This is a genomic window from Streptomyces sp. ISL-10 (assembly GCF_018614575.1).
Classification (GTDB): domain Bacteria; phylum Actinomycetota; class Actinomycetes; order Streptomycetales; family Streptomycetaceae; genus Streptomyces.
The window spans coordinates 66266-85043 of record NZ_JAGGOJ010000048.1; the positions used below are offsets into that span (position 1 = coordinate 66266).

At 69.4% G+C, this 18778-nt stretch carries 18 protein-coding genes, 2 pseudogenes and 1 riboswitch; of the genes and pseudogenes, 8 read left to right on the top strand and 12 right to left on the bottom strand.

All coding sequences use genetic code 11. The features are described from left to right. Positions 1-63: 63 nt before the first annotated feature. Positions 64-1098 (top strand): LacI family DNA-binding transcriptional regulator, encoded by a 1035-nt coding sequence (locus tag J7E88_RS34615; RefSeq protein WP_215187463.1) that lies wholly within the window; start codon positions 64-66, stop codon positions 1096-1098. Between the two features lie 242 nt (positions 1099-1340). On the opposite strand, the gene J7E88_RS34620 is transcribed toward J7E88_RS34615, so the two are convergent. From J7E88_RS34620 to J7E88_RS34635, 4 genes are all read right to left on the bottom strand, one after another. After that, on the bottom strand, positions 1341-4226 hold the full coding sequence (locus J7E88_RS34620; protein WP_215187464.1) for an AAA family ATPase: 2886 nt from the start codon (positions 4224-4226) through the stop codon (positions 1341-1343). 201 nt (positions 4227-4427) lie between these two features. Next, a complete protein-coding gene (locus J7E88_RS34625; protein ID WP_215187465.1) occupies positions 4428-5774 on the bottom strand; it encodes a cytochrome P450 in 1347 nt (448 codons plus the stop codon). A gap of 23 nt (positions 5775-5797) precedes the next feature. Continuing rightward, a complete protein-coding gene (locus J7E88_RS34630) occupies positions 5798-6838 on the bottom strand; it encodes a terpene synthase family protein (RefSeq protein ID WP_215187466.1) in 1041 nt (346 codons plus the stop codon). A 706-nt stretch (positions 6839-7544) separates the two neighbouring features. Continuing rightward, positions 7545-8153 carry a hypothetical protein gene (locus J7E88_RS34635; RefSeq protein ID WP_215187467.1) on the bottom strand — a complete coding sequence of 203 codons (609 nt, stop codon included), beginning with the start codon at positions 8151-8153 and terminating at the stop codon, positions 7545-7547. A gap of 551 nt (positions 8154-8704) precedes the next feature. Between J7E88_RS34635 and J7E88_RS34640 the strand changes: the two genes are divergently transcribed. Beyond that, positions 8705-8896, top strand: coding sequence for a hypothetical protein (locus tag J7E88_RS34640; RefSeq protein ID WP_215187468.1), 192 nt, complete (start codon positions 8705-8707; stop codon positions 8894-8896). Between the two features lie 126 nt (positions 8897-9022). Here the strand turns inward: J7E88_RS34640 and J7E88_RS34645 are convergent, their stop codons facing one another. Then, the gene (locus tag J7E88_RS34645; protein WP_215187469.1) at positions 9023-9592 is read right to left on the bottom strand and encodes a histidine phosphatase family protein; all 570 of its coding nucleotides are present in this window, start codon (positions 9590-9592) and stop codon (positions 9023-9025) included. 173 nt (positions 9593-9765) lie between these two features. After that, positions 9766-9854: riboswitch (cobalamin riboswitch) on the top strand. A gap of 60 nt (positions 9855-9914) precedes the next feature. Here J7E88_RS34645 and J7E88_RS34650 point away from each other — a divergent pair. Both J7E88_RS34650 and J7E88_RS34655 read left to right on the top strand, forming a co-directional pair. After that, positions 9915-10142, top strand: a complete 228-nt coding sequence (locus J7E88_RS34650) for a CbtB-domain containing protein (protein WP_215187470.1) — start codon at positions 9915-9917, stop codon at positions 10140-10142. 18 nt (positions 10143-10160) lie between these two features. After that, complete coding sequence (locus J7E88_RS34655; RefSeq protein WP_215187471.1) at positions 10161-10928, top strand: CbtA family protein; 768 nt, start codon at positions 10161-10163, stop codon at positions 10926-10928. A gap of 51 nt (positions 10929-10979) precedes the next feature. Here the strand turns inward: J7E88_RS34655 and J7E88_RS36630 are convergent. Beyond that, a pseudogene (locus J7E88_RS36630) lies at positions 10980-11105 on the bottom strand (four-helix bundle copper-binding protein); the annotation flags it as partial. Positions 11106-11221: 116 nt separating this feature from the next. Further along, complete coding sequence (locus J7E88_RS34660; RefSeq protein WP_215187472.1) at positions 11222-11800, bottom strand: TetR/AcrR family transcriptional regulator; 579 nt, start codon at positions 11798-11800, stop codon at positions 11222-11224. A 178-nt stretch (positions 11801-11978) separates the two neighbouring features. On the opposite strand from J7E88_RS34660, the gene J7E88_RS34665 reads away from it, so the two are divergent. Then, positions 11979-12185, top strand: a complete 207-nt coding sequence (locus J7E88_RS34665; protein WP_215187473.1) for a hypothetical protein — start codon at positions 11979-11981, stop codon at positions 12183-12185. Beyond that, positions 12182-12718 (top strand): hypothetical protein, encoded by a 537-nt coding sequence (locus J7E88_RS34670; protein ID WP_251023639.1) that lies wholly within the window; start codon positions 12182-12184, stop codon positions 12716-12718. The genes J7E88_RS34665 and J7E88_RS34670 overlap by 4 nt, the downstream gene beginning before the upstream one ends. Positions 12719-13222: 504 nt before the next feature. Here the strand turns inward: J7E88_RS34670 and J7E88_RS34675 are convergent. The 4 genes from J7E88_RS34675 to ribA all read right to left on the bottom strand — a co-directional run bounded on the left by J7E88_RS34675 (position 13223) and on the right by ribA (position 15997). Further along, entirely contained in the window at positions 13223-13765 is a 543-nt protein-coding gene (locus tag J7E88_RS34675; protein WP_215187474.1) for a DUF4396 domain-containing protein, read from the bottom strand. Between the two features lie 113 nt (positions 13766-13878). After that, positions 13879-14511: a DUF305 domain-containing protein gene (locus tag J7E88_RS34680; RefSeq protein WP_215187475.1), complete on the bottom strand. Its 633-nt coding sequence runs from the start codon at positions 14509-14511 to the stop codon at positions 13879-13881. A gap of 86 nt (positions 14512-14597) precedes the next feature. Next, complete coding sequence (locus tag J7E88_RS34685; protein ID WP_215187476.1) at positions 14598-15035, bottom strand: DUF6153 family protein; 438 nt, start codon at positions 15033-15035, stop codon at positions 14598-14600. Positions 15036-15340: 305 nt separating this feature from the next. Further along, positions 15341-15997 carry a GTP cyclohydrolase II gene (gene ribA / locus J7E88_RS34690; RefSeq protein ID WP_215187477.1) on the bottom strand — a complete coding sequence of 219 codons (657 nt, stop codon included), beginning with the start codon at positions 15995-15997 and terminating at the stop codon, positions 15341-15343. 206 nt (positions 15998-16203) lie between these two features. On the opposite strand from ribA, the gene J7E88_RS34695 reads away from it, so the two are divergent. Together J7E88_RS34695 and J7E88_RS36635 are read left to right on the top strand one after the other, a co-directional pair. Continuing rightward, the gene (locus J7E88_RS34695) at positions 16204-17034 is read left to right on the top strand and encodes a creatininase family protein (protein ID WP_215187478.1); all 831 of its coding nucleotides are present in this window, start codon (positions 16204-16206) and stop codon (positions 17032-17034) included. 29 nt (positions 17035-17063) lie between these two features. Beyond that, a complete protein-coding gene (locus tag J7E88_RS36635; protein ID WP_374196357.1) occupies positions 17064-18047 on the top strand; it encodes a RibD family protein in 984 nt (327 codons plus the stop codon). Here J7E88_RS36635 and J7E88_RS34700 read toward each other — a convergent pair. After that, positions 17973-18767: pseudogene (locus tag J7E88_RS34700) on the bottom strand (lysylphosphatidylglycerol synthase transmembrane domain-containing protein); the annotation flags it as partial. The gene J7E88_RS36635 and the pseudogene J7E88_RS34700 sit on opposite strands and share 75 nt — an antisense overlap. Positions 18768-18778: the final 11 nt, after the last annotated feature.

Below are 18778 nucleotides of genomic sequence, written 5' to 3' on the forward strand. Positions count from 1 at the left end.
CCCGCCGGGAGTCCCGGCCGGACCCCGGCCGGGCCCGGGCGGCAGACACAGGAACGGTGACACATGGCCGCTACACGACGCCCGACCCTGGCCGATGTGGCCCGCGAGGTGGGCGTCAGCGCCAAAACGGTCTCACGGGTGCTCAACGAGGACGGGCCCAGCTCGCCGCAGACCAGGGAGCGGGTGCTCGCCGCCGTCGCGAAGCTCGGCTTCCAGCCGAACCTGATGGCCCGCAACATCCGCGTGGGCGGTCCCGACACCACCATCGGTCTGATCGTCCCGGACCTCGGCAACCCGTTCTTCGGCACGGTCGCGGGCGGGATCGAGGACGCGGTACGGGACCGGGGACTGACGCTCCTGATGGGCTCGTCCGCCGAGGACCCCGACCGCGAACGGACCCTGATCCAGACGTTCCTGGCCCGGCGCGTCAGCATGCTGATGGTCGTGCCGGCCTTCGGGGCCGACCACAGCTACCTCAAGGCCCAGCGCGCGGCCGGACTGCCCGTCGTCTTCCTCGACCGCCCGGGGGTCGGCCTGTCCGCCGACTGTGTGGTCAGCTCCAACCGGGCCGGCGCGCAGGAAGGCGTGGCCCACCTCGTCGAGCGCGGCCACCGGCGTATCGGATTCGTCGGTGATCTGCCCGTGAAGCTGTACACCCGGCGCGAGCGGCTCGCCGGATACCGCGCCGCCCTGGAGGAGGCGGGCATCGCCTACGACCGCGCGCTGGTGACCGGTGCACACGACCAGGGCACGGCAGCGGCGGGCACGACGCGCCTGCTGGCGCTGCCGGAGCCGCCCACCGCCCTTTTCGCCGCGAACAACATCGTGGCGCTCGGTGTCGTGGCGGAACTCGCCCGTACCGGCCGCAGGGACATCGCGCTGGTCTCCTTCGACGACCTGCCGCTCGCCGAGGTGCTGGAACCGGCCCTGACGGTGGTGGCCCAGAACCCGGCCGAACTGGGTACGACCGCGGCGGCGACGGCCCTGACCCGCCTGGACGGCGACCGCACCCGCGCCCGCACGGTCACGATCCCGACCCGCCTGGTCGCGCGCGGCTCGGGCGAACTGCCCGTGCCGGAAGGAGCACCGGCGGGCTAGGCGTATGGCCTGGTGACGTCGGGGCGCTCTCGATCGGGCCGACGCACCACTCCGTCCCCGGGGAGGCCCTCCCCAGGGACGGCGATGGCGCCCAGGGCTTCTCGTCCGGATCTTGCCGGTCTCGTCCCCACAGCCTTCGGCGTGAGAGGGATCCCCACCCCCGTAGCCCTTCGGGCACGGGAGGGTGCCCCGGCACCGGACCCTCCCGGTGGCGAGGTGCCGTCCCGGGCCCGGCGGCCCGATCACATGCCGAGCGTGCGGCGCAGGCCCACTCGGTCGGTTCCCAGTTTGGTGAAGACCGCGGACAGCAACTTCGCCACGGCATGCTCGCCGGTGCCGAGCTCGGCGGCGATCGCCGCGTTGTCGAGTCCGAGCGCGGCGTGGCGGGCTGCCACGCTCTCCGCTTCGGAGAGGGTGGCCTGTTCCGTGACACGGCGGCGGCGCGGGCCCAGTCCGGCGGCGGCGAGCTCGGTTCGGGCGCGGGTTGCGAGGGCTTCGGCGCCGCAGCCGGTCGCGGCTTCCATGCCGGAGTAGAGCTGGTGGGCGGCGCGCTCCAGGTTGCCGAGGGCGTGCAGGGCGGTGCCGTGGTCGACGAGCGCGTGGGCGAGTTCGTACGCGGCAGGGGACTTCTCGAGGTGCTCGACGGCTTCCTGGAGGAGGACGACCGCCTCGGCCGGGTCGGTGGTCGCCGCCTGGACGCGCAGTGCGTGACCGATGATGCTGCCGGTGCCGAAGGCGCGGGCGCGCGCAACGGCGTCTTGCGCGGTGGCACGGGCCTTCTCGGGTTGATGCTTGATCTGTGCCAGGGTGAGGTCGAACTGCCAGGGGCTCCACGCGGGGTTGCGTGTGCCTCGGCTGTCGAGGCGTTGGCCGGCTTCAGCGAGCTGCCGCTCGGCCTCGTCACTCATGCCGCGGGCCAGGAGGAGCTTTCCCCAGACGGCTTGGGGGTCGGGGTAGATGACCGAGTTGGGGAAGTCCTTTCCGAAGTCGTACGCCTCGGCGATGCCCTGGGCCCCGGTGGTGTCTCCGTGGGCGAGCTGGGTCTCGATGAGGGTGCCGACCGCCTGCCGCTGAGCGGGGATTCCGTGCCCGACCCGGTCGGCGATCTCGAGTCCCTGGCGTACGAAGTCCTCTGCTTCGGTCAGCCGTCCGCGCCGGAAGCGGACGTAGCCGAGCAGGGTGTAGGCGAAGGACAGGTGCGCCCCGCGCCATCCTCGTGCTTCGAACTCGGTGATGGCATCGCTGAACAGTTCTTCGGCCCTGCCCGGCTGATCGCAGTACATGAGGGTGAGAGCAATGACGGCCGGCACCTCGAACCCGAAGTCCTGGTCGGTCCATCTCAGGCCGCCGTCCAGAGCCCGTTCCGCGTACTGCAGCGCCCTGGCAGAGGGTTCGCCGCGCATCACGCAGTCCCAGCCCCGCAGCCCCAGGATGTGGCGTTCGGCCAGGCTGCGGCCGGTGAGGCGCTTGGCGAACTGGGCCAGCAGCCGGGAGCGGGCCGGCGAGTCCTGCTCGTCGACGCGGACGGCATTCCATTTGAACTGCTCGGCCTGCATACGCAGTTTGGCACGGGCGCTGGAGGTGCGGCGGGCCTCGTCCGCGAGGAGTTCGGTCGCCTGCACCAACTGGCCGGTGTGGGCGAGGGCTTGGGCGAGCCGGTAGGCGACGGCTTCCCGCAGACCCTGTTCGATCTCGGGCTCCTCCAGTGCGGCCCGCAGGTGGTTGACGGTGGTGGTGGGTTCGTGGAGGAGACTGGCTGAGCCGAGTTCGAACAGCACTTGGGCCCGGTCCTCGGGAATCGGCGGTTCACGCAGAGCGCGGGCCAGATAGCGGCGGGCGGCGTCTGGGGCGCCGGCGGAAAAGTTCTCGCGGGCGGCCTGGCGCAGTTGCTGCACGACCCAGGTGTCGCCTTCCGGGTGCATCTCCAGCATGTGGCGGGCGGCGGTCCCGGCGCCGAGGCCGGCGTCGATCACGGCCTTCGCCGCCATGCCGTGCATCGCGACGCGTACGCCCGGAGGGATGGACCGGTACACGGCGGTGGCGATCAGCGGGTGGAAGAACTCCACGACCTCGTCGCGTTTCACCGTGGTCAGGACCGTCAGGATGCGCGCGGCGTGCAGCTGGTCGATGGCCTCGTTGATCTGCGCCTCGCCGAGCGCGGCGACACTCGCCGCAATCCTTGTGGAAATACCGGTGCCCAGCACCGCGGCGGCCCATGCGAGCCGGACGGTGGAGGGACCGAGCTGTTCGAGCCGTTCAATGAGCCCGCTGCCCTTGACGGCCGAGGCGAGATCACGGAGGTGGGGAATGTTGCCCCGTGCCGGCTCCAGGCCACGGTCGCGGGCCTTCGCGGCGAGCTCGACGACCTCGAACGGATTTCCGCCGGTGATCGCCCAGCATTCCCGGCAGAACAGGTCGTCGGCCCCCTCGCCGAGGGCGCTGCGCACTATGCGCGCCACCGCACTCGCTGTGAGGGGCTCCAGCTGGTGCGGGCGCGCCCCGTGGCGCGAGGCCAGGGTGTGCAACACGGTGGCGTCGGGAGGGAGCTCATCCGGCCTGCAGGCCACGACGATCAGCATCCCCAGTTCCTGGGCCCGTGTGGCGAAGGCGGTGAGCCACGCGAGGGATTCCGCGTCGGCCCAGTGCGCGTCGTCGAGGATCAGCACGACGGGCGTGGAGCGGACCGACAGCCGGGTGACGACCCAGTCGAGCCCGTCGCGCACACCCTGGGGATCGGGTGCGGCGCCGTCCTGCGGGGCGGTCAGACCGATCGCCGGTGCGACGATGCCGTACCAGTGCCCCAGCATCTCGCGGTGCTCGCCCTCGCTCATGGCGGCCACCGTGGGCTGGATGAGCTGGCGCACCACATGGAAGGGCACCTGCTTCTCCTGCTCGCCGCCGCGCGCGGACAGCACCGTGCAGCCGCGTTCGGTCGCGTTTCGGCGGGCTTCGGCGAGCAGGGTGGTCTTGCCCAGTCCTGCCGGTGCCGCGAAGACGAGCACGCCGCCCCGCCGCGCACCCGAGCCGTTGACCGAGGCTCCGTACAACTCGTCCAACGCACGCTGGATTGCGTGGACTTCGGATTCACGTTCGAGGAGGGGCTGATGAGCCCACCCTTGCTGCTCCACGGCCTGTGTCACCTTTTGCCCCCTCAAGCGCGTGCGGTTGAGTCTACGGTCAGGGGGAGGGGATGACGCTCCTTGCGACCATTTTCAGGGAAGACGGCCACTCATTCGTGGGTGGACCTGTACCCTCTGCTGACGCGGCCTCAGGCGCGGAGTCGCGAGTCCGGCCGAAGACCGCCTCGAAGGTGTCCAGGTCATTTTCCGTCAGTGTCGCGCGAGGGGAATCATGGCCAGCGCATCCGGCTGCGGGATACCTGCGGGGACTTCGCGCACAGCGGTGCCCGGCGCGTGGACCAACCTCCACCGGGACGCCACGGTCGCCACGGCGATCACTATCTCTGACGCCGCGAAGGAATCGCCGATGCACTTGTGCTGACCGGCCCCGAACGGAATGAACCTGTGAGGGCGTGGCCGATCCGCCGAGTCGGTGTTCCAGCGATCCGGATCAAATTTCCTGGGCTCGTGGAACAGCGCGGGGTCCCGATGGAGCGCGTAGGGGCTGTAGCCCAATTCGGCTCCAGCCGGGATCGAGACGCCACCGAGCGTCACCGGAACCCGAGCACGCCTGGTGAACAGAAGCGGCGAATGCAGGCGAAGCGCCTCGTGGAAAACACTGTTCGCGTACGGGAGACCGGCGACGTCGGAGGGACGCACGGGCCGCGTGCCGATCACTTCGTCGACTTCGGCGTGCAGGCGCTTCTCCACCTCTGGGTGACGGGCGAGTTCATGGAAGATCCAGGACAGCACCGTGGCCGAGGTTTCCGTCGCGGCGAAGAAGATGGAGATCACTTCGTCCCGCACCTGCTCGTCGCTCATGGTCTGGCCCGTCTCGGCGTCCACGGTGGACAACAGCAGAGACAGAAAGTCGTCACGCCCCGACGCTTCGGTGCCGTACTGCACGATCACCTCGTCGATGATCCGGCGCAGCCGTGCGGCGGCGGCGTCGAACCGCCGGTTCGTCGGGATCGGCAACCGGTCCAGCGCCTTCGGCACGATCGCTCGCCTGAGGATGCCCTCCACGAGGATCGGGAACGAGCGGTGCACTTCCTCGACAGCCGACCGCGCGAGGTCGCCACGGAAGATCATCGCCGCGACCGAGGAGAGTGCGAACCGGCGCATTTCCGTCGTCACCGAGATCTCTCGACCGGCGGTCCACGACGTGGACATCTCCTCCGCCTGTCGGCACATCATTTCCGCATAGGCGGTGATGTGATCCCGGTGGAACGCCGGTTGCAGCAGACGGCGCTGCTTGCGGTGGAACTCACCGTCAGTCAACGGAAGACCGTTGCCGAACAGCGGGCGCAGCCGGTCGAAGACCCTGCCGCGCCCGAAGTTCTTCGCGTCACCGACCAGTACGGTCTGGATCAGGTCCGGGCTGGTGAGCACGTGGACGGGCCAAGTGGCCACATCGACCCTCACGACGTCGCCGTGCGTCCGCAGCGACTCCAGGAACGCTATCGGCCTGCGCCACAGCTGTAGTGCGTGGCCGAGGACGGGAAGACTCCCCGGAGCCACCGCCGCGTCCCGTGACGGGTTGACCTGCGCGGCCATGGGCCACCTCTCCGTCGTACCGCTCATATCGCCGAGACCAGATCCAGGCGGGTGTATGTGGACTCCAGGCCCGCCACCCACCGTTCATCGCTGTAACGGGTGCACTCGTACCGCTGCCAGAAATCCGCGCCGATCATCCAGTCCTCGTAGCTCTTCACACAGCGCGCGACTCCGGCCCGCGCCGACGGGTCTGTCACCCCGAGCGTGTCCAGCACGTGGGGCAGCTGATGTGCCGCGGTCAGGAAGTCCTGGACGCGGGAGTGGGTGAGCTCCTGGACGGCGAGCACGGCCTCGGGCAGTGACCACTCGTTCCACCAGGCAAGGAGGGAGACGAGGTTGTTGTTGTCCCCGCAGGAGAACTCCTTGCGCAGGGAGAAGACGTCATTGCCCCATGAGATGACGTCCAGGGCACTGCTCATGAGGTCCTGGAACGCCGGGCTGCTGTACACCTCCGGGGGCACTTCGACGCCCAGTCCGGCCTCCACCATGTCCATCATCGGCAGCAGTTGGGAGCTGTGCCGGCGCATGCGGACGTAGTCGTCGATCGCCGGCTGCTCGGCGGCATTCCGGTTGGCCGCCTCTTGGTCGAGGGAGTGCAGCATGAGGGGGATGTGCCTGCGGTAGCGCTCCTGTATGCCCGGCGGCATCTCGGCCAGGATGCGGTCGCACAAGTCGATGAATCCGGCCACCAGCGGATTGCGGCGCAGCTGCGGCGCGCTGTCGATCTTCCCCGTGGCGAGGTACCCGGTGATCGCATCGGTGAGGGGACGCCACGCCTCCAACCGATCCTCCCTGATCAGGTGGTCGTGCTGGTCATCGAGTACGAACGACCAGGCCATCCACTCGGCAAGCAGCACGACGTGCCGGTAGGGCGCCTCGTGACACACCCGCCCGGACAGGTGCCCGAAACCGATGCCGGCGAACTGCTCCGCCGCGTCGGTGATCAGCCCATGGCGAAGTGCCCAGGAGGTCGCCTCGCCGTTGGCCTGACCTGACTGTGGATGTTTCGAGGATTCGAAGGGGAGATGGAAGTCTGGAATGGTGAAGGAGTCGAGAAGGGCCATAAATCTCTCCACAGGGAATCCGGATTCGACACTTCCCGCCGAAATGCTCCTCGCGTCGACGGGCAGGCGATAACACCTCAACTGCGGCATGGCCCCCGTACGTTCCTACGATCAGGCTGGTGGCAGAATTGGTCGATTTATGCATCTGTGCGAGAACATTCGGCACCTCAGGTGGTCAATTAACGCGTGGAACCGGGCAGAGTGTCAATATAATCCGGCCGCGAAATCCCGGGGCGCATTGGTCAATTGCCAGACGGTTATTCGGAGAGTCATATGCGAATGCCATAGTTATGGCGTCAGAGAGTCGGACAAATCGTCCCCACGCGCGCGGGGCGCACGGCGTCCACCGCAGAACCGCCAGGTCAGAGGCGTGTGATCGCCATTGCTTCAGTATCGGGCGCAGAGGGACGTGTCGACGCGAGGAGACGAGAGGGGCGGGGCCGGCCGGGAGGAAGCTCGCCAGGCGCGCGGGACCCCGTGAAGCGCCCGTGTCCGTCCTCGCGCGCCGACGTTTCGCCCTACGCGCCGCCCGGCCTCAATTCCAGGATGCCGCCCGATCTGTCGTTGCGCGGACAGAGCAAGGGTGTGCCCCTCGGCGATGTCCCTCGCCGAGGGGCACACCGATCCGGTCCGCAAGGAAGGCCGCGCTCACCGCTGACGTTTCCCTCCCGCCGGTGGAGGTGCAGGCGGCTCACCTCCCATGCGCTCAATGGTCATGGCCGTCCTCGTGCCCGGATTCCTCGCCGTGGTGGGTGTCCGCGGGTGCCGTGGGCTCGGGGGCGGAACCGGTGGGCTCGTCCCCGGGAGGTACGTCGCGGTCGGTGGTGCCGCTGTCGCCGTCACGTCCTTCCTCGTCACTCTTGTCCTTCACGGCGTTGCCGTGACTGTGTCCGCCCCCGGCCTCACCCATGGTGGGGGCGATATGGCGCAGGCCCGCGAAGCTGAGAGCCGCGACGACGAGGACTGCCAGCCCCATGAGACCGAAGATGCGTCGCCAGGGTGCCTTGTCCTCCTTCAGGAAGTAGGCGACGAAGGCGAGCACGAGACCCACGGGGATGAGAACGGCGCAGCGGTCGGGGAGGTCGGCGAAGTGCTGCATGCCGCCGCTGAGCATGCCGAGGCCGAAGGACAGCATCGTGGAGGCGCCGAGCACCCGCAGGGTCTTCACCAGGGCGGGCTTCTCGGACGCGAGGACGACCTCGTTGAGGAAGGTGGCGACGAGGAAGACCAGCACACCGGCGCCCGCGATCAGCGAATAGCGGGTCGGGTCCATGGGGTGGTGGACGACCGCACCGCTGATGAGTCCGGCGCCCACGTAATAGCCGACGTAGCCGAGGAAGCGCCATGGCAGTGAGGCGCCTTGCCGCCTCCTGGAGGATCGGCCGTGGCTCGGGGCAGGGGGCGCGGTGAGAGTGGATGACGAGGACAAAAGCTGGCCTTTCAACGGGCAGGGGCGATGGGGAATGGGTGCTGGACGCCTGTGCGAGACGCCGAATGGAGAACTCGGGGCCGAAGGCCGGATCCCGGGTACGGCGGGACCCTGAGGCGGACCGAGCGCTTCAACGCCGCTTCATGGCCGACGGGTGGCATTCAGAGGTGCAGCGAGACATGGCTGAGCCGCCGCCGACGGGCGGGTGGAGAACATGAAGGGCGTCGAACCAGTCGTCGTTCGGTTCGAACGCGCGAGAACTAGATCCGCAGGACCGTTGACTCCGGCGGAGCAGGAGGCCGCCACGCGACAGGGGCCGACCGAGTGGCGATCAGCGCAGACGTGTGCGGGAGCAGCTCGACGGTCAGCGGAGCCTCGCACGGGGTGGGAAGTGCGGGCCCCTGCTCGGGTTGGCCGGAGACGCAATGGTGAGCCGCATGATCGGGCGCCGGGGCGTCGTGATGGCCGGCGTTCCGTTCACCGTGGTCCGGGACGGTCTCGTCGTGGGTGTGACCGGCCGGGGTGGCCTCGTGGACAACGGCGGTCACCGCGGTGGGCGCCCCGGGGTGTACATGGCCTGTGGCGCTCTCCCCGCTGACACCGTGCGTGTACCCCAGCGCGAGGAGTAGCGCGGCCAGCACCCACGTCCGCAACGGGCCCGCCGCACGAGAGCGGGACCACATGCTGGGAATCGGCCGGGCCGTAACCATGCGGGGGAGCATAGCCGCACCCCGGAGACGGGCCGCTGCCGCCCCTCAGCGCTCGGTGTCCGATGGACTCAGTCGCATGTTCCAGCGGCCCGACCGCCGGGTGAGGCTGATGGTGGCAAGCGGCGGCACGTCGATCCGCCAGAACGCCGACACGGGGGCGGCGAGGGCGTGAACGACCGCGGCGCGTACGACGGCCGGTTCCGTGAGGGCGAGCACCCTGCCCGCGTCCTGAGGGAGACCGTCCATCCAGAGGCCGGCACGAAGACAGAGCTGCCGCACGGACTCGCCCCCGTGCGGCGCGGCCTCGGGGTCCGTCGTCCAGCAGGCGAGCGCCTCGGGCTCATCGGCGGCCACCTCGGCGAGCGTGCGCCCGCGCCATGTGCCCACGTCCAGGTCGCGCACGGCTTTCTCCGCCACGGCTGTCAGGCCGAGTGCCTCGGCGGTCTGCTGACACCGCAGGGAAGGCGCCCGTACGCAGACCGAGGCCGCTGGGATCCGGTCCGCCGCCGCACGTGCCTCCCGCACCCCCCGTTCGTCGAGCGGCCCGTCATCGAACCGCGCCGCACGGACAGTTGGGCCGGCCCCGCCGCACAGCAGCGTCAGGCGGATGGACATGACCGAAACCCCCTGTGCGTGTGCCCGGTCGGATTGCGGGCTCTGGCGGGATCGTACGGGCGGGAGCAGGGCGCACGCCGTGCCACCGTGCGCCGGTGGTCGCCGCGCACACGCGCTCTTGGCGGCCCCGGCGGTGGCCGGTACTCTTCCCCCGCTAGGACGACGGCGCTCACGGAAGTCCGGTGTAAACCCGGCACGGTCGCGCCACTGTGTGCCGAGCGGTGAATCCCGAACCCAGGGTGGACCGCGCGGTGAGTCAGACCCGTAGCCGTCGTCGCGTGCTCCACACAATGCGGGACGCGTGTTCCCGAGGAGGTACCCCGTGGCTCAGTCAGCCATCACGCCCGTCGCAGTCCCTGTCTCCCCGCCCGCCGTGGCCAAGCTCCCGATCAGGGCCGTCGCTCCGTGGGCCGCCTTCTTCGGCGTCCTGATGCTCGTCCTGCTCTACTTCGTCGGCACCGAGCAGGGCGCGTTCTCCGTCTTCTCCGGCGAGTCCGTGCACGAGTGGGTGCACGACGGCCGTCACCTGCTCGGCTTCCCCTGCCACTGAGACGGGCGGAGCCCATCCATGAATTCTGCAATCGTCCGCGGCCTGCTGGTGCGCGGCATGCTCGCCGGTGTCCTGGCGGGTCTGCTCGCCTTCGGGCTCGCGTATCTGATCGGTGAGTCCCCGGTGGACGCCGCGATCGCCTTCGAATCGGCCCACTCACATGAAGAGGGAGGGGAGGAGCTGGTCAGCCGGGCGATGCAGTCGACCGCCGGCCTGGCCACGGCCGTCCTCGTCTACGGCACTGCGCTCGGCGGCATCACCGCGCTGGCGTTCTGCTTCGCGCTGGGCCGCATCGGCCGCTTCGGCGCCCGCGCCACGGCCGCGCTCGTCGGCCTCGGCGGATTCGTCACCGTGGCTCTCGTGCCGTTCCTGAAGTACCCGGCGAACCCGCCGGCGGTCGGCGACCCGGCCACTCTGAATCAGCGCACCGCGCTGTTCTTCCTGATGATCGTCCTCAGCGTGCTCCTGGCAGTCGGCGCCATGCTGCTGGGCCGGGCGCTCGCACCTCGTTGGGGCTCCTGGAACGCCTCGATCGCCGCCGGAGCCGCGTTCGCGGCGGTGGTGGCGATCGCCATGGCCTTCCTGCCTGCGGCCGGCGGGCTCCCCCAGGGGTTCCCGGCCGATGTCCTGTGGGAGTTCCGCCTGGCGTCACTCGGCGTCCAGGCACTGCTGTGGGCGTCCCTGGGCCTGATCCTCGGCTTCCTCGCCGAACGGGTCCTGGAACCTCGCGCCGCGGCGGCGACCGGGACGGGCCCGGCGCCACAGGCTTCGGCGCCGGCCCACTGACGCCTTCTCTGCGAGAGACCGTCGGGGGCGCGCCCGACGGACTCTCCTTCGGCCGAGGGCGGCGAGCAGGTCGTTGCACACCTGCTCGCACCGTCGGCACGCTTCGGCGCACGCCAAGCAGTGTTCGTGCGGGTCGGCGCGGCTCGCGCACTCGTCCGCACACGCCGTGCAGACGGTGTGGAGCCACCAGCGGCAAGATGACGGGTGTCACCGGCGTGCCCCGGGCAAACAGCCATGCGTCCGTGGGCAAGACCGACGCCCGTCCAGGGCATCTGGTCAGTGCGGTGGTGATGTCAGCCGGGAGGCCGCAGCCCCGTCAGGGTCACCGCGACCAGGCGCCGGACGGCGTCTTCGGACGGCAAGTCGCCGGCTGCGGCGAGGGCGTGCAGGCAGTAACCCGCGAGCTCGTCCGGGGCGACATCGTCCCTGAGGCCGCCGGTCGCCGCCACCTCGTTCAAGAGCTCCCGGAACAGGGCGAGTAGCTGCTGCTGGGCGTGGTCGACATGCTCGCCGCGGTGCAGGAGCGCCGCCAGTTCTTCGGTGCCGTGGCGGCGGCGGTGATAGCAGATGAGTGCATACTGCTCCAGTACCGCTTCGAGTCGCTCGCCGGGGTCGCCGGGTCGGCTGCGGAGTCCGGTGAGGTGCGCGAGGTGGCCGGCGACGTGTCGCTCGTGGTGGGCGGCCAGGATCGCCGCGACATCGGGGAAGTACTTGTACAGCGTCGCCCGGCCGATACCGGTCTTCTCGGCGATCTGCGTCATGGTCACCGACATCAGTCCGTGCTCCGTCACCAGCGCCCAGGTGTTCTCCAGGATCGCTTCACGGACGGCGTTGCGGTGCGTCTCGATGGTCTCGTTCCACAGCTTCGGCACTCCGACAGTATACGGGCTGACCGGGTAATGACACTTTGACCTGTGGTAGACACTGTGTCTCGTAAACTGGTGTCGCCCCGCAGACATCGCTGATCACGCCCACCGGAGGAATGTCATGGCCGACTCGCCTCGCCACCCCGACACCGGGGTAGGGCCTGACCACGGTATGCCCCCTGGTATGCCGCGCTGGGTGAAGTGGCCCGCGATCATCATCGGCATCGTGGTCCTGCTGTTCGTCGTCCTGAAGCTGACCGGTCATGGTGGGGAGCACGGCCCTGGGCGGCACTTGTCCGCAGGTGCTGCGCTCAGCGGCGTCACGCAGGAGTACGCGCGGTTCGCGGACGGCGTCGGGAGCCATGATCCATCCCGCTGGAGCCTCCGATGATCATGTCTCCGCGCCTTCGCAAGGTCGTCCTCACCGCGCACGTCACGACCTCGCTCGGCTGGCTCGGCGCGGTCGCCGCCTACGTAGCTCTCGATGTCGCGGCCGTGGCCGGCCAGGACGTCCGGATGGTGCGGAGCGCCTACGTGGCGATGGAGCTGATCGCCTGGTACGTCATCGTCCCGTTGGCCCTCGGGTCGGTGCTCATCGGGCTGATCAACGCACTGGGCACCTCCTGGGGGCTGTTCCGGCACTACTGGGTGCTGGTCAAGTTCCTGCTCACCCTCCTCGCCACCGCCGTCCTGCTCGTGGAGACGCGGACCATCAGCGTCATGGCGGATGTGGCAGCCTCCGGCGGCGACCCCCGGGGACTGCCGGGCTCGCTGCCGCATTCCGTCGGCGGCCTGGTGGTCCTGGTCGTCATCACGATCCTCTCGGTGTTCAAGCCACGGGGCCTGACCAGGTACGGATGGCGCAAGCAGGAGCAACAGCGGCGCGAGGAGCGCGCGCAGCGTCCGGTTTCCGTGGAGGAGTAGGGACGGGGTCCCGGCGGGCCGCGGGAGTCGGGGCGGCCGCACGTGCGCCGACGGCGGCGATCGCCTCGCCACCGCCCTGATCGGCTTCGGCCTCGACTCAGTCTTCGAGGTTCCTCCGCCGCCGCGGTCGCCTGGCAGTTCTCCGCCCGCGAGCATGCCTACGCGAGGCGCGGGAGAAGACGACCCCGCGGATCAGGCCGCCTTGACGAACGGCGGCTCCACCTCGGTGCCCGGTACGGGCCGCTGTTCGTGGCCGAGACCGCGGCGGGCTTGTCCCCGCCGTGATGCGGCGTGCTCCTGCCGCAGCGTGCGAGCAGGCCGGCGCCCGGCGGCCGGCTGCTGGAACGCCCGATGCGTGGTCGTAAGTCGGCGCCAGCGGCTGCTGCCGAGGAGCCGGCGCCAGGTCGAGCGAGCGCGTGGGCTCCTGACCCATGGGTTGCCGTCCGGTATCCAGCAGGGGGCCCACCCGACTCCGAACGGTGCCGGGGGCCCTCTTTTTGCGTGTCAGTGGTAGGCGTGGGCGACTGCGTGGCCCTTGCCGCGGCCGATCATCCACTTGTTCACCGGGGTGGTGACGAAGAAGGCGACGGCGAAGCCGCCCAGCAGCGCCGACCAGAACAGGCCGTCGGAGAGATGGGCGTCCATGGCGCCGGGAGTCAGCGCGAGGATGAGGTTGTCCACGAACTCCATGATCGCGATGGACACGGTGTCGGCGGCGAGGGCGACGCGGACAGCGGCCTTCAGGCTCAGGCCCGCTTTGATCACGGCGTACAGGGTGAACGAGTAGCCGAACAGGAACGCCAGGGCGATGGCCAGGACCATGGTGGGGACGTTGCTCCAGAGCAGCGCGGTGCCGATCACCATGCCCAGGATCTCGCCGATCGCGCAGCCGGTCAGGCAGTGCGCCGTCGCTTTCGCCGCGGTACCCCAGGAGGCGCTGCCGACGCCGTGACCATGGTGATCGCCCTCATGCGCTGGGTGCTCCTGCGCCTTCTCCCGAGCAGCGGAGGGATCGGCCTGATGAGCGGTGTGGTCCCTGTCGTCCATGACGTCCTCCCTCTCACTCTTCCAGTGTGTGTCGGGTCCGAGGGCCCGGCACCGCAGGGAGGAGGACGTGGCGGGGGCGGCCAGTGGCTGCCCCCGCCGTGCGGCTTCTAGGCTCAGCTCTTGCCGAGCAGCTTGTTCATCCGCGTGATCTCGGCACTCTGCGACGCGATGATGGTGCCGGCCATGTCCTTGGCGGGCTGGTAGACGCCTTCGGACTGCTCGGTCCTGGCCATCCCGACCGCGCCCTGATGGTGCTTGACCATCATCTCCAGGAAGGCGGTGTCGAACGCCTTGCCGGAGGACTTCTCGAGCTTGTCCATCTCCTCGGGCGTCATCATGCCGGCCATGGAGTGGCCGGCGTGCTCTCCACCGTCTCCCTCCTCGGGGACTTCCTCGCCCCATGAGGTGAGCCATCCGGACAAGGTCTTGATCTCCGGGTCCTGTGCCTTCTTGATCTCTTCGGCCAGCTTCTCGACCTCGGCGGACGCGGCCCGGGTCTCCGTCAGCCCGGCCATCTCCACGGCCTGTCGGTGGTGGGGGATCATCCCCTGCGCGAAGGAGACGTCGGCGGCGTTGTGCTCACCCTGCTGGGTGGCGGCGGACGCGCTGGGCGAGGCGCTCCTGTCGTGACCGTCGTGCCCGGCCGGGCTGTCGTCTCCACCGCCGCAGGCGGCGAGCACGACAGCGGCGGTTGCCGCGGCCGCAACAGCGGCGGCACGGCGGATCATGGAACGGTGTGCGGTCATGGTGGTGCGACTCCTGTGTGTCCTGAATGGGGCGTGGCTCTCAACGGCGGCACCGGGCAAAGGGGTTCGGGTCCGCCGGGGTACGCCTATATGCGCAGGAGTTGCAGTTCGCTCAGTGTCGGCGGGGCACGTTCGCCGACACTCGCGGTCAGGGCGAAGGAGGCGATGTCCGCGGTCGCGCAGGTGGCCACTCCGGCCGGGGCCAGGGCGGGAAGCGCGGGCGCCGTACTCGTGCCGCCTGCCGCGCAGGTGGCATCGGCGTGCTCGGCGTGCCCGCCCGTGCCTGAGTCACCGTGGTCGGCGTGGAGGCAGTCTTCGCAGGCCGTCATAGCGGTGTGGGACGCGGCCGGGGTCGCGGTGCCATGGTGTGAATGGGCCGCAGCCGCGGAGTGGGACGGTGCAGGGGAGGCAAAAGCAGGGCCCAAGCCGTGCATGGCAAGGACCCCAGCGAGCACGGCCAGCACAAGCAGCAGGTATGCCCGCGCCCCATGGGGCTGGGCCGCATGCCATCCCTGCCGACTCATACCCGCATCGTAATCCGGCGCCTTCCCCTGCCGCGGTCGAGCACCGTGCCCGGCAACAGCGGAACCGCTGCTGCACGACCTTGCCGGTGCCTTGCCGCCAGGCTGCTTTGCCGGCGCGTACACGCCGGCAAAGCAGCCCAGTGGTGCGGGTCACAGGTTACGTCTCGCAATGCGGGACCCTGGGGGCGTGCGGGCGGCCGAAGGGCTTCTCCCGCTCCAACTGGCAGCCGCTTGAACCTGTCCGTGGCCCTGAGCCGCAGCGCAGCACCAACCCCATACGGATGATCAGGTGAGTCGGCCATGTTTCAGGACGGTTCGGGCGCGCGGTCCAGGTGTGGAAGGTAGTGACCGAGGCGTTCCCGCTTGGTCCGCAGGTAGAAGATGTTCTCTTCACGCGGTGGTGTCAGAAGCGAAACCTGTTCGGTGATCTCGATGCCGTGCTGCAGCAGCGCCGCGCTCTTACGTGGGTTGTTCGACAGCAGCCGTACGGATCGCACGCCGAGGTCGTGCAGGATGTCCGCCGCGACCCTGTAGTCGCGAGCGTCGGCCGGGAGCCCGAGCGCGAGATTCGCCTCGACGGTGTCCAGCCCCTCCGCCTGGAGCTGCATCGCCTGAAGTTTGGCCAACAGGCCGATGCCGCGCCCCTCGTGACCCTGGAGATAGACAAGAACGCCGCGTCCTTCGCTCACGATGGCTCGCAGTGCCGCGGACAACTGATCCCCGCACTCGCAGTGCTTGGATCCGAAGGTGTCCCCGGTCAGACACTCCGAATGCAGACGGGTAAGCGCTCCAGCGCCCTCAACATCGCCGTATATCAACGCTATTTGTTCTTCTCCGCGATTGCGGTCCAGGTAGCCGACAGCGAGGAAATCACCATGCTCGGTGGACAGTCGGACATTTGCCACGCGTTCGACGCATGATGAACGAGCGCCGCCTTGGTATGCGTCATCCGTATCTATCATGGCCAGATCCTATCGGGTAATCTCTGGTGCTGGGATCCGCTGCGAGGGTCAACTGGCCTGATTTTTTATCGCGTTCGACCGACAGATGCGCCATGCTTGCGCGGCGTGCTCTCGTAGCGTGTGCCAAACGTCCGCCCGTACGCTTTCTCAATTCAGGTCGCCCGGCGGCCGCATGTCCTAGAGCGAAGAAAGGGAGGTCGGGAAACATGAGTGGCCCGTACGTGCGGCTGCCGGCATTGGGTCTGTTGCCGCTGGAAACAACGACGGAGGATGTAAGGACCGGCCGAGCTGATGTGGCTGTCCTTCCCATCGGCAGCTTCGAGCAACATGGGCCGTTTCTCCCCCTGATGACCGACACTGTCATAGCCTGCGCCATCGCCAGGGAGGTCGCCTCCGCGTATCCGGTCCACTGTCTCCCTCCCGTGACGATCTCCTGCTCGCATGAGCACGCCGCCTGGCCGGGAACCGTCAGCATTTCTGCGACGACGCTCTCTGCCGTCGTGCGGGACATCGCCGAATCGCTCCGCCGTTCCGGTATCAACAACCTGGTTCTGATCAACGGCCACGGTGGAAACTACGTACTGCGCAACGTGGTTCAGGAGTCCGCCGGCAGTGGAATTCGCATGGCGCTTTTCCCCGGCCCGGCCGACTGGAATGCGGCGCGGGACAGGGCCGGTGTGCAGACGTCGCCCCACAGCGATATGCATGCGGGCGAAGTGGAGACGTCCATCCTGCTGCATGACCATCCAGAACTCGTCCGCCCCGGTTACCAGACCTCCGATTTTCGCGCCGACGATCGGCAGCATTTGCTCACTCTCGGTATGCGGGCATACACGGACTCCGGCGTGGTCGGTTGCCCGTCGATGGCTTCGTCCGGGAAGGGTAAGGAATTGTTGGCCGGCCTTGTCGATTCCTTCGCCGAATACTTCTCACTCCTGGCACCGGCAGAGCCGTCGGCGGGGTCGGAGTCCCGGCCTCGGCCGTCCGTCACCGCAGACACCCGGCAGCCCGCAGAAAACCGAAGGGGGACGCGGTGACCAGCCGCGCCGCAGGACACCGTGTCGGCATGCTCGATGTATCGGCAGCCTGGGAGCGGCTGCGCGGCATCCGATCCGAGGCGGACGCCGAGGCCGCCGGGCTGTTCCGGGGCCCGGACGGCCGACGCCAGTGGCGAAACGCTTCGCCCGAGGCGGATGTCCTCGCCGACCGCTACCTGTCGCTGTGCCTGGCCGGCCCCCGCTTCACGTTCGCGCAGCTGGGGCAGAGTCTGGACGGTTTCATCGCGAGCCGTACGGGCGACGCCGACTACGTCACCGGCGAGGAGGACCGCGAGCACCTGCACCGCCTGCGCGCGCTCGCCGACGCGGTGATCGTCGGGGCCGGCACCGCCGTTGCGGACGATCCCCAACTGACGGTCCGCTCCTGTACGGGGGCCAACCCGGTGCGCGTCGTCCTCGATCCGCACGGCCGAGTGCCGCTGCGGCGCAGGGTGTTCACCGACGGGGCAGCACCGACCCTGTGGGTGGTCGGCGCCGGCAGCGAGCGCGGGAAGGCCCCTGCGGACATCGAGGGCGTTGACGTACTGCCTCTGCTCGACAGCGCCGCGTTCGCCCCTCGACGCTTGGTGCGGGAGCTCGCGCGACGCGGCCTGGGGCGCGTGCTGGTCGAGGGCGGCGGCGTCACCGTGTCGCGCTTCCTCCACGCGCGGGCGCTGCACCGGCTCTATGTCACCGTGGCACCGGTCCTGCTCGGCGACGGCGTCCCGGGGTTCGGTTTCCCCGGTCCGGAGTTGATGCGGGACGCGCTCCGTCCGCCGACGCGGCGCGCTGCCCTTGGCGAGGACACTCTCTTCGAACTCGACCTGCGGACGGCTCATCCCGGTGAACCACTGGGTGACGAGCACGCAGATACCGGGCAGGCTCGCGGCGAAGGCCAACAGTCCGTACACCACGGCGACGGTCAGCCCTTGGGCAGCGCCCAGGCCCGCGGTTCCGAAGGCCCAGGCGGTGACCCCTTCCCTGGGCCCCCAGCCGCCGATGTTCAGCGGTAGCGCCATGGCGAGCAGCGCCAGCACCATCAGGGGCAGCAACTCGGCCGTGGGCGCGGTTGATCCCGCGGCCCGGGCGGCGAGAAGGAACATGGCGAGATGGCCCGCGAGCACCGCGACGGACGAGATCAACACCCCTGGCCAGGTCCCACGGGTGAGCAGTCCGAGGCGCGCCTCGGCGAGCGTGGCGCGGACCGCGCGGTGCCATCGCGAGGTGCCCGGCTTCCTGCAAAACCGGACGCCACCCACGATCGCCAGCCCGAACACCACGGACACGGTCGCCGCGGCGCCCGGGGTCGCGACGAGACGGCCGGTTTCCGCCAGGGCCAGGGAGGGTTGCGTGATCAGGAGCGTCACGCCGACGGTGACAAGGACCACTTGGCCCGCGATCCGTTCGAGGACGACCGCGCGGACGCTCCGCCCGACGTCCCCGGCGCTTCGCCCGTGCCGTACCGCGCGGTGCACGTCGCCGAGGACACCGCCGGGCAGCGCCGCGTTCAGGAACAGAGCGCGGTAGTAGTCGGCGACGGCCCGGACCAGTGGAATCCGGATCCTCAGGCCCCGGGCCACCAGGCACCAGCGCCACGCGCTGAACACGGTGGTGAAGAAGCCGAGGCCGAGAGCGGCCAGCAGGGTCGGGCCGTCGATCCCGCGCAGACCGTCGAGGAAGGCGCCGCCCTGCCAACACACCATCGCCGCGAGGATGGCTGCTCCGGCGAGCATGCCCAGCCGCG

What these genes read in the sequence shown, in the direction of transcription:
- J7E88_RS34615 (WP_215187463.1), top strand. Translation starts at nt 64, where the DNA reads ATGGCCGCTACACGACGCCCGACCCTGGCCGATGTGGCCCGCGAGGTG.
- J7E88_RS34625 (WP_215187465.1), bottom strand. Translation starts at nt 5,774, where the DNA reads ATGGCCGCGCAGGTCAACCCGTCACGGGACGCGGCGGTGGCTCCGGGG.
- J7E88_RS34630 (WP_215187466.1), bottom strand. Translation starts at nt 6,838, where the DNA reads ATGGCCCTTCTCGACTCCTTCACCATTCCAGACTTCCATCTCCCCTTC.
- J7E88_RS34640 (WP_215187468.1), top strand. Translation starts at nt 8,705, where the DNA reads ATGATCGGGCGCCGGGGCGTCGTGATGGCCGGCGTTCCGTTCACCGTG.
- J7E88_RS34645 (WP_215187469.1), bottom strand. Translation starts at nt 9,592, where the DNA reads ATGTCCATCCGCCTGACGCTGCTGTGCGGCGGGGCCGGCCCAACTGTC.
- J7E88_RS34655 (WP_215187471.1), top strand. Translation starts at nt 10,161, where the DNA reads ATGAATTCTGCAATCGTCCGCGGCCTGCTGGTGCGCGGCATGCTCGCC.
- J7E88_RS34665 (WP_215187473.1), top strand. Translation starts at nt 11,979, where the DNA reads ATGCCGCGCTGGGTGAAGTGGCCCGCGATCATCATCGGCATCGTGGTC.
- J7E88_RS34670 (WP_251023639.1), top strand. Translation starts at nt 12,182, where the DNA reads ATGATCATGTCTCCGCGCCTTCGCAAGGTCGTCCTCACCGCGCACGTC.
- J7E88_RS34675 (WP_215187474.1), bottom strand. Translation starts at nt 13,765, where the DNA reads ATGGACGACAGGGACCACACCGCTCATCAGGCCGATCCCTCCGCTGCT.
- J7E88_RS34680 (WP_215187475.1), bottom strand. Translation starts at nt 14,511, where the DNA reads ATGACCGCACACCGTTCCATGATCCGCCGTGCCGCCGCTGTTGCGGCC.
- J7E88_RS34685 (WP_215187476.1), bottom strand. Translation starts at nt 15,035, where the DNA reads ATGAGTCGGCAGGGATGGCATGCGGCCCAGCCCCATGGGGCGCGGGCA.
- ribA (WP_215187477.1), bottom strand. Translation starts at nt 15,997, where the DNA reads ATGATAGATACGGATGACGCATACCAAGGCGGCGCTCGTTCATCATGC.
- J7E88_RS34695 (WP_215187478.1), top strand. Translation starts at nt 16,204, where the DNA reads ATGAGTGGCCCGTACGTGCGGCTGCCGGCATTGGGTCTGTTGCCGCTG.
- J7E88_RS36635 (WP_374196357.1), top strand. Translation starts at nt 17,064, where the DNA reads ATGCTCGATGTATCGGCAGCCTGGGAGCGGCTGCGCGGCATCCGATCC.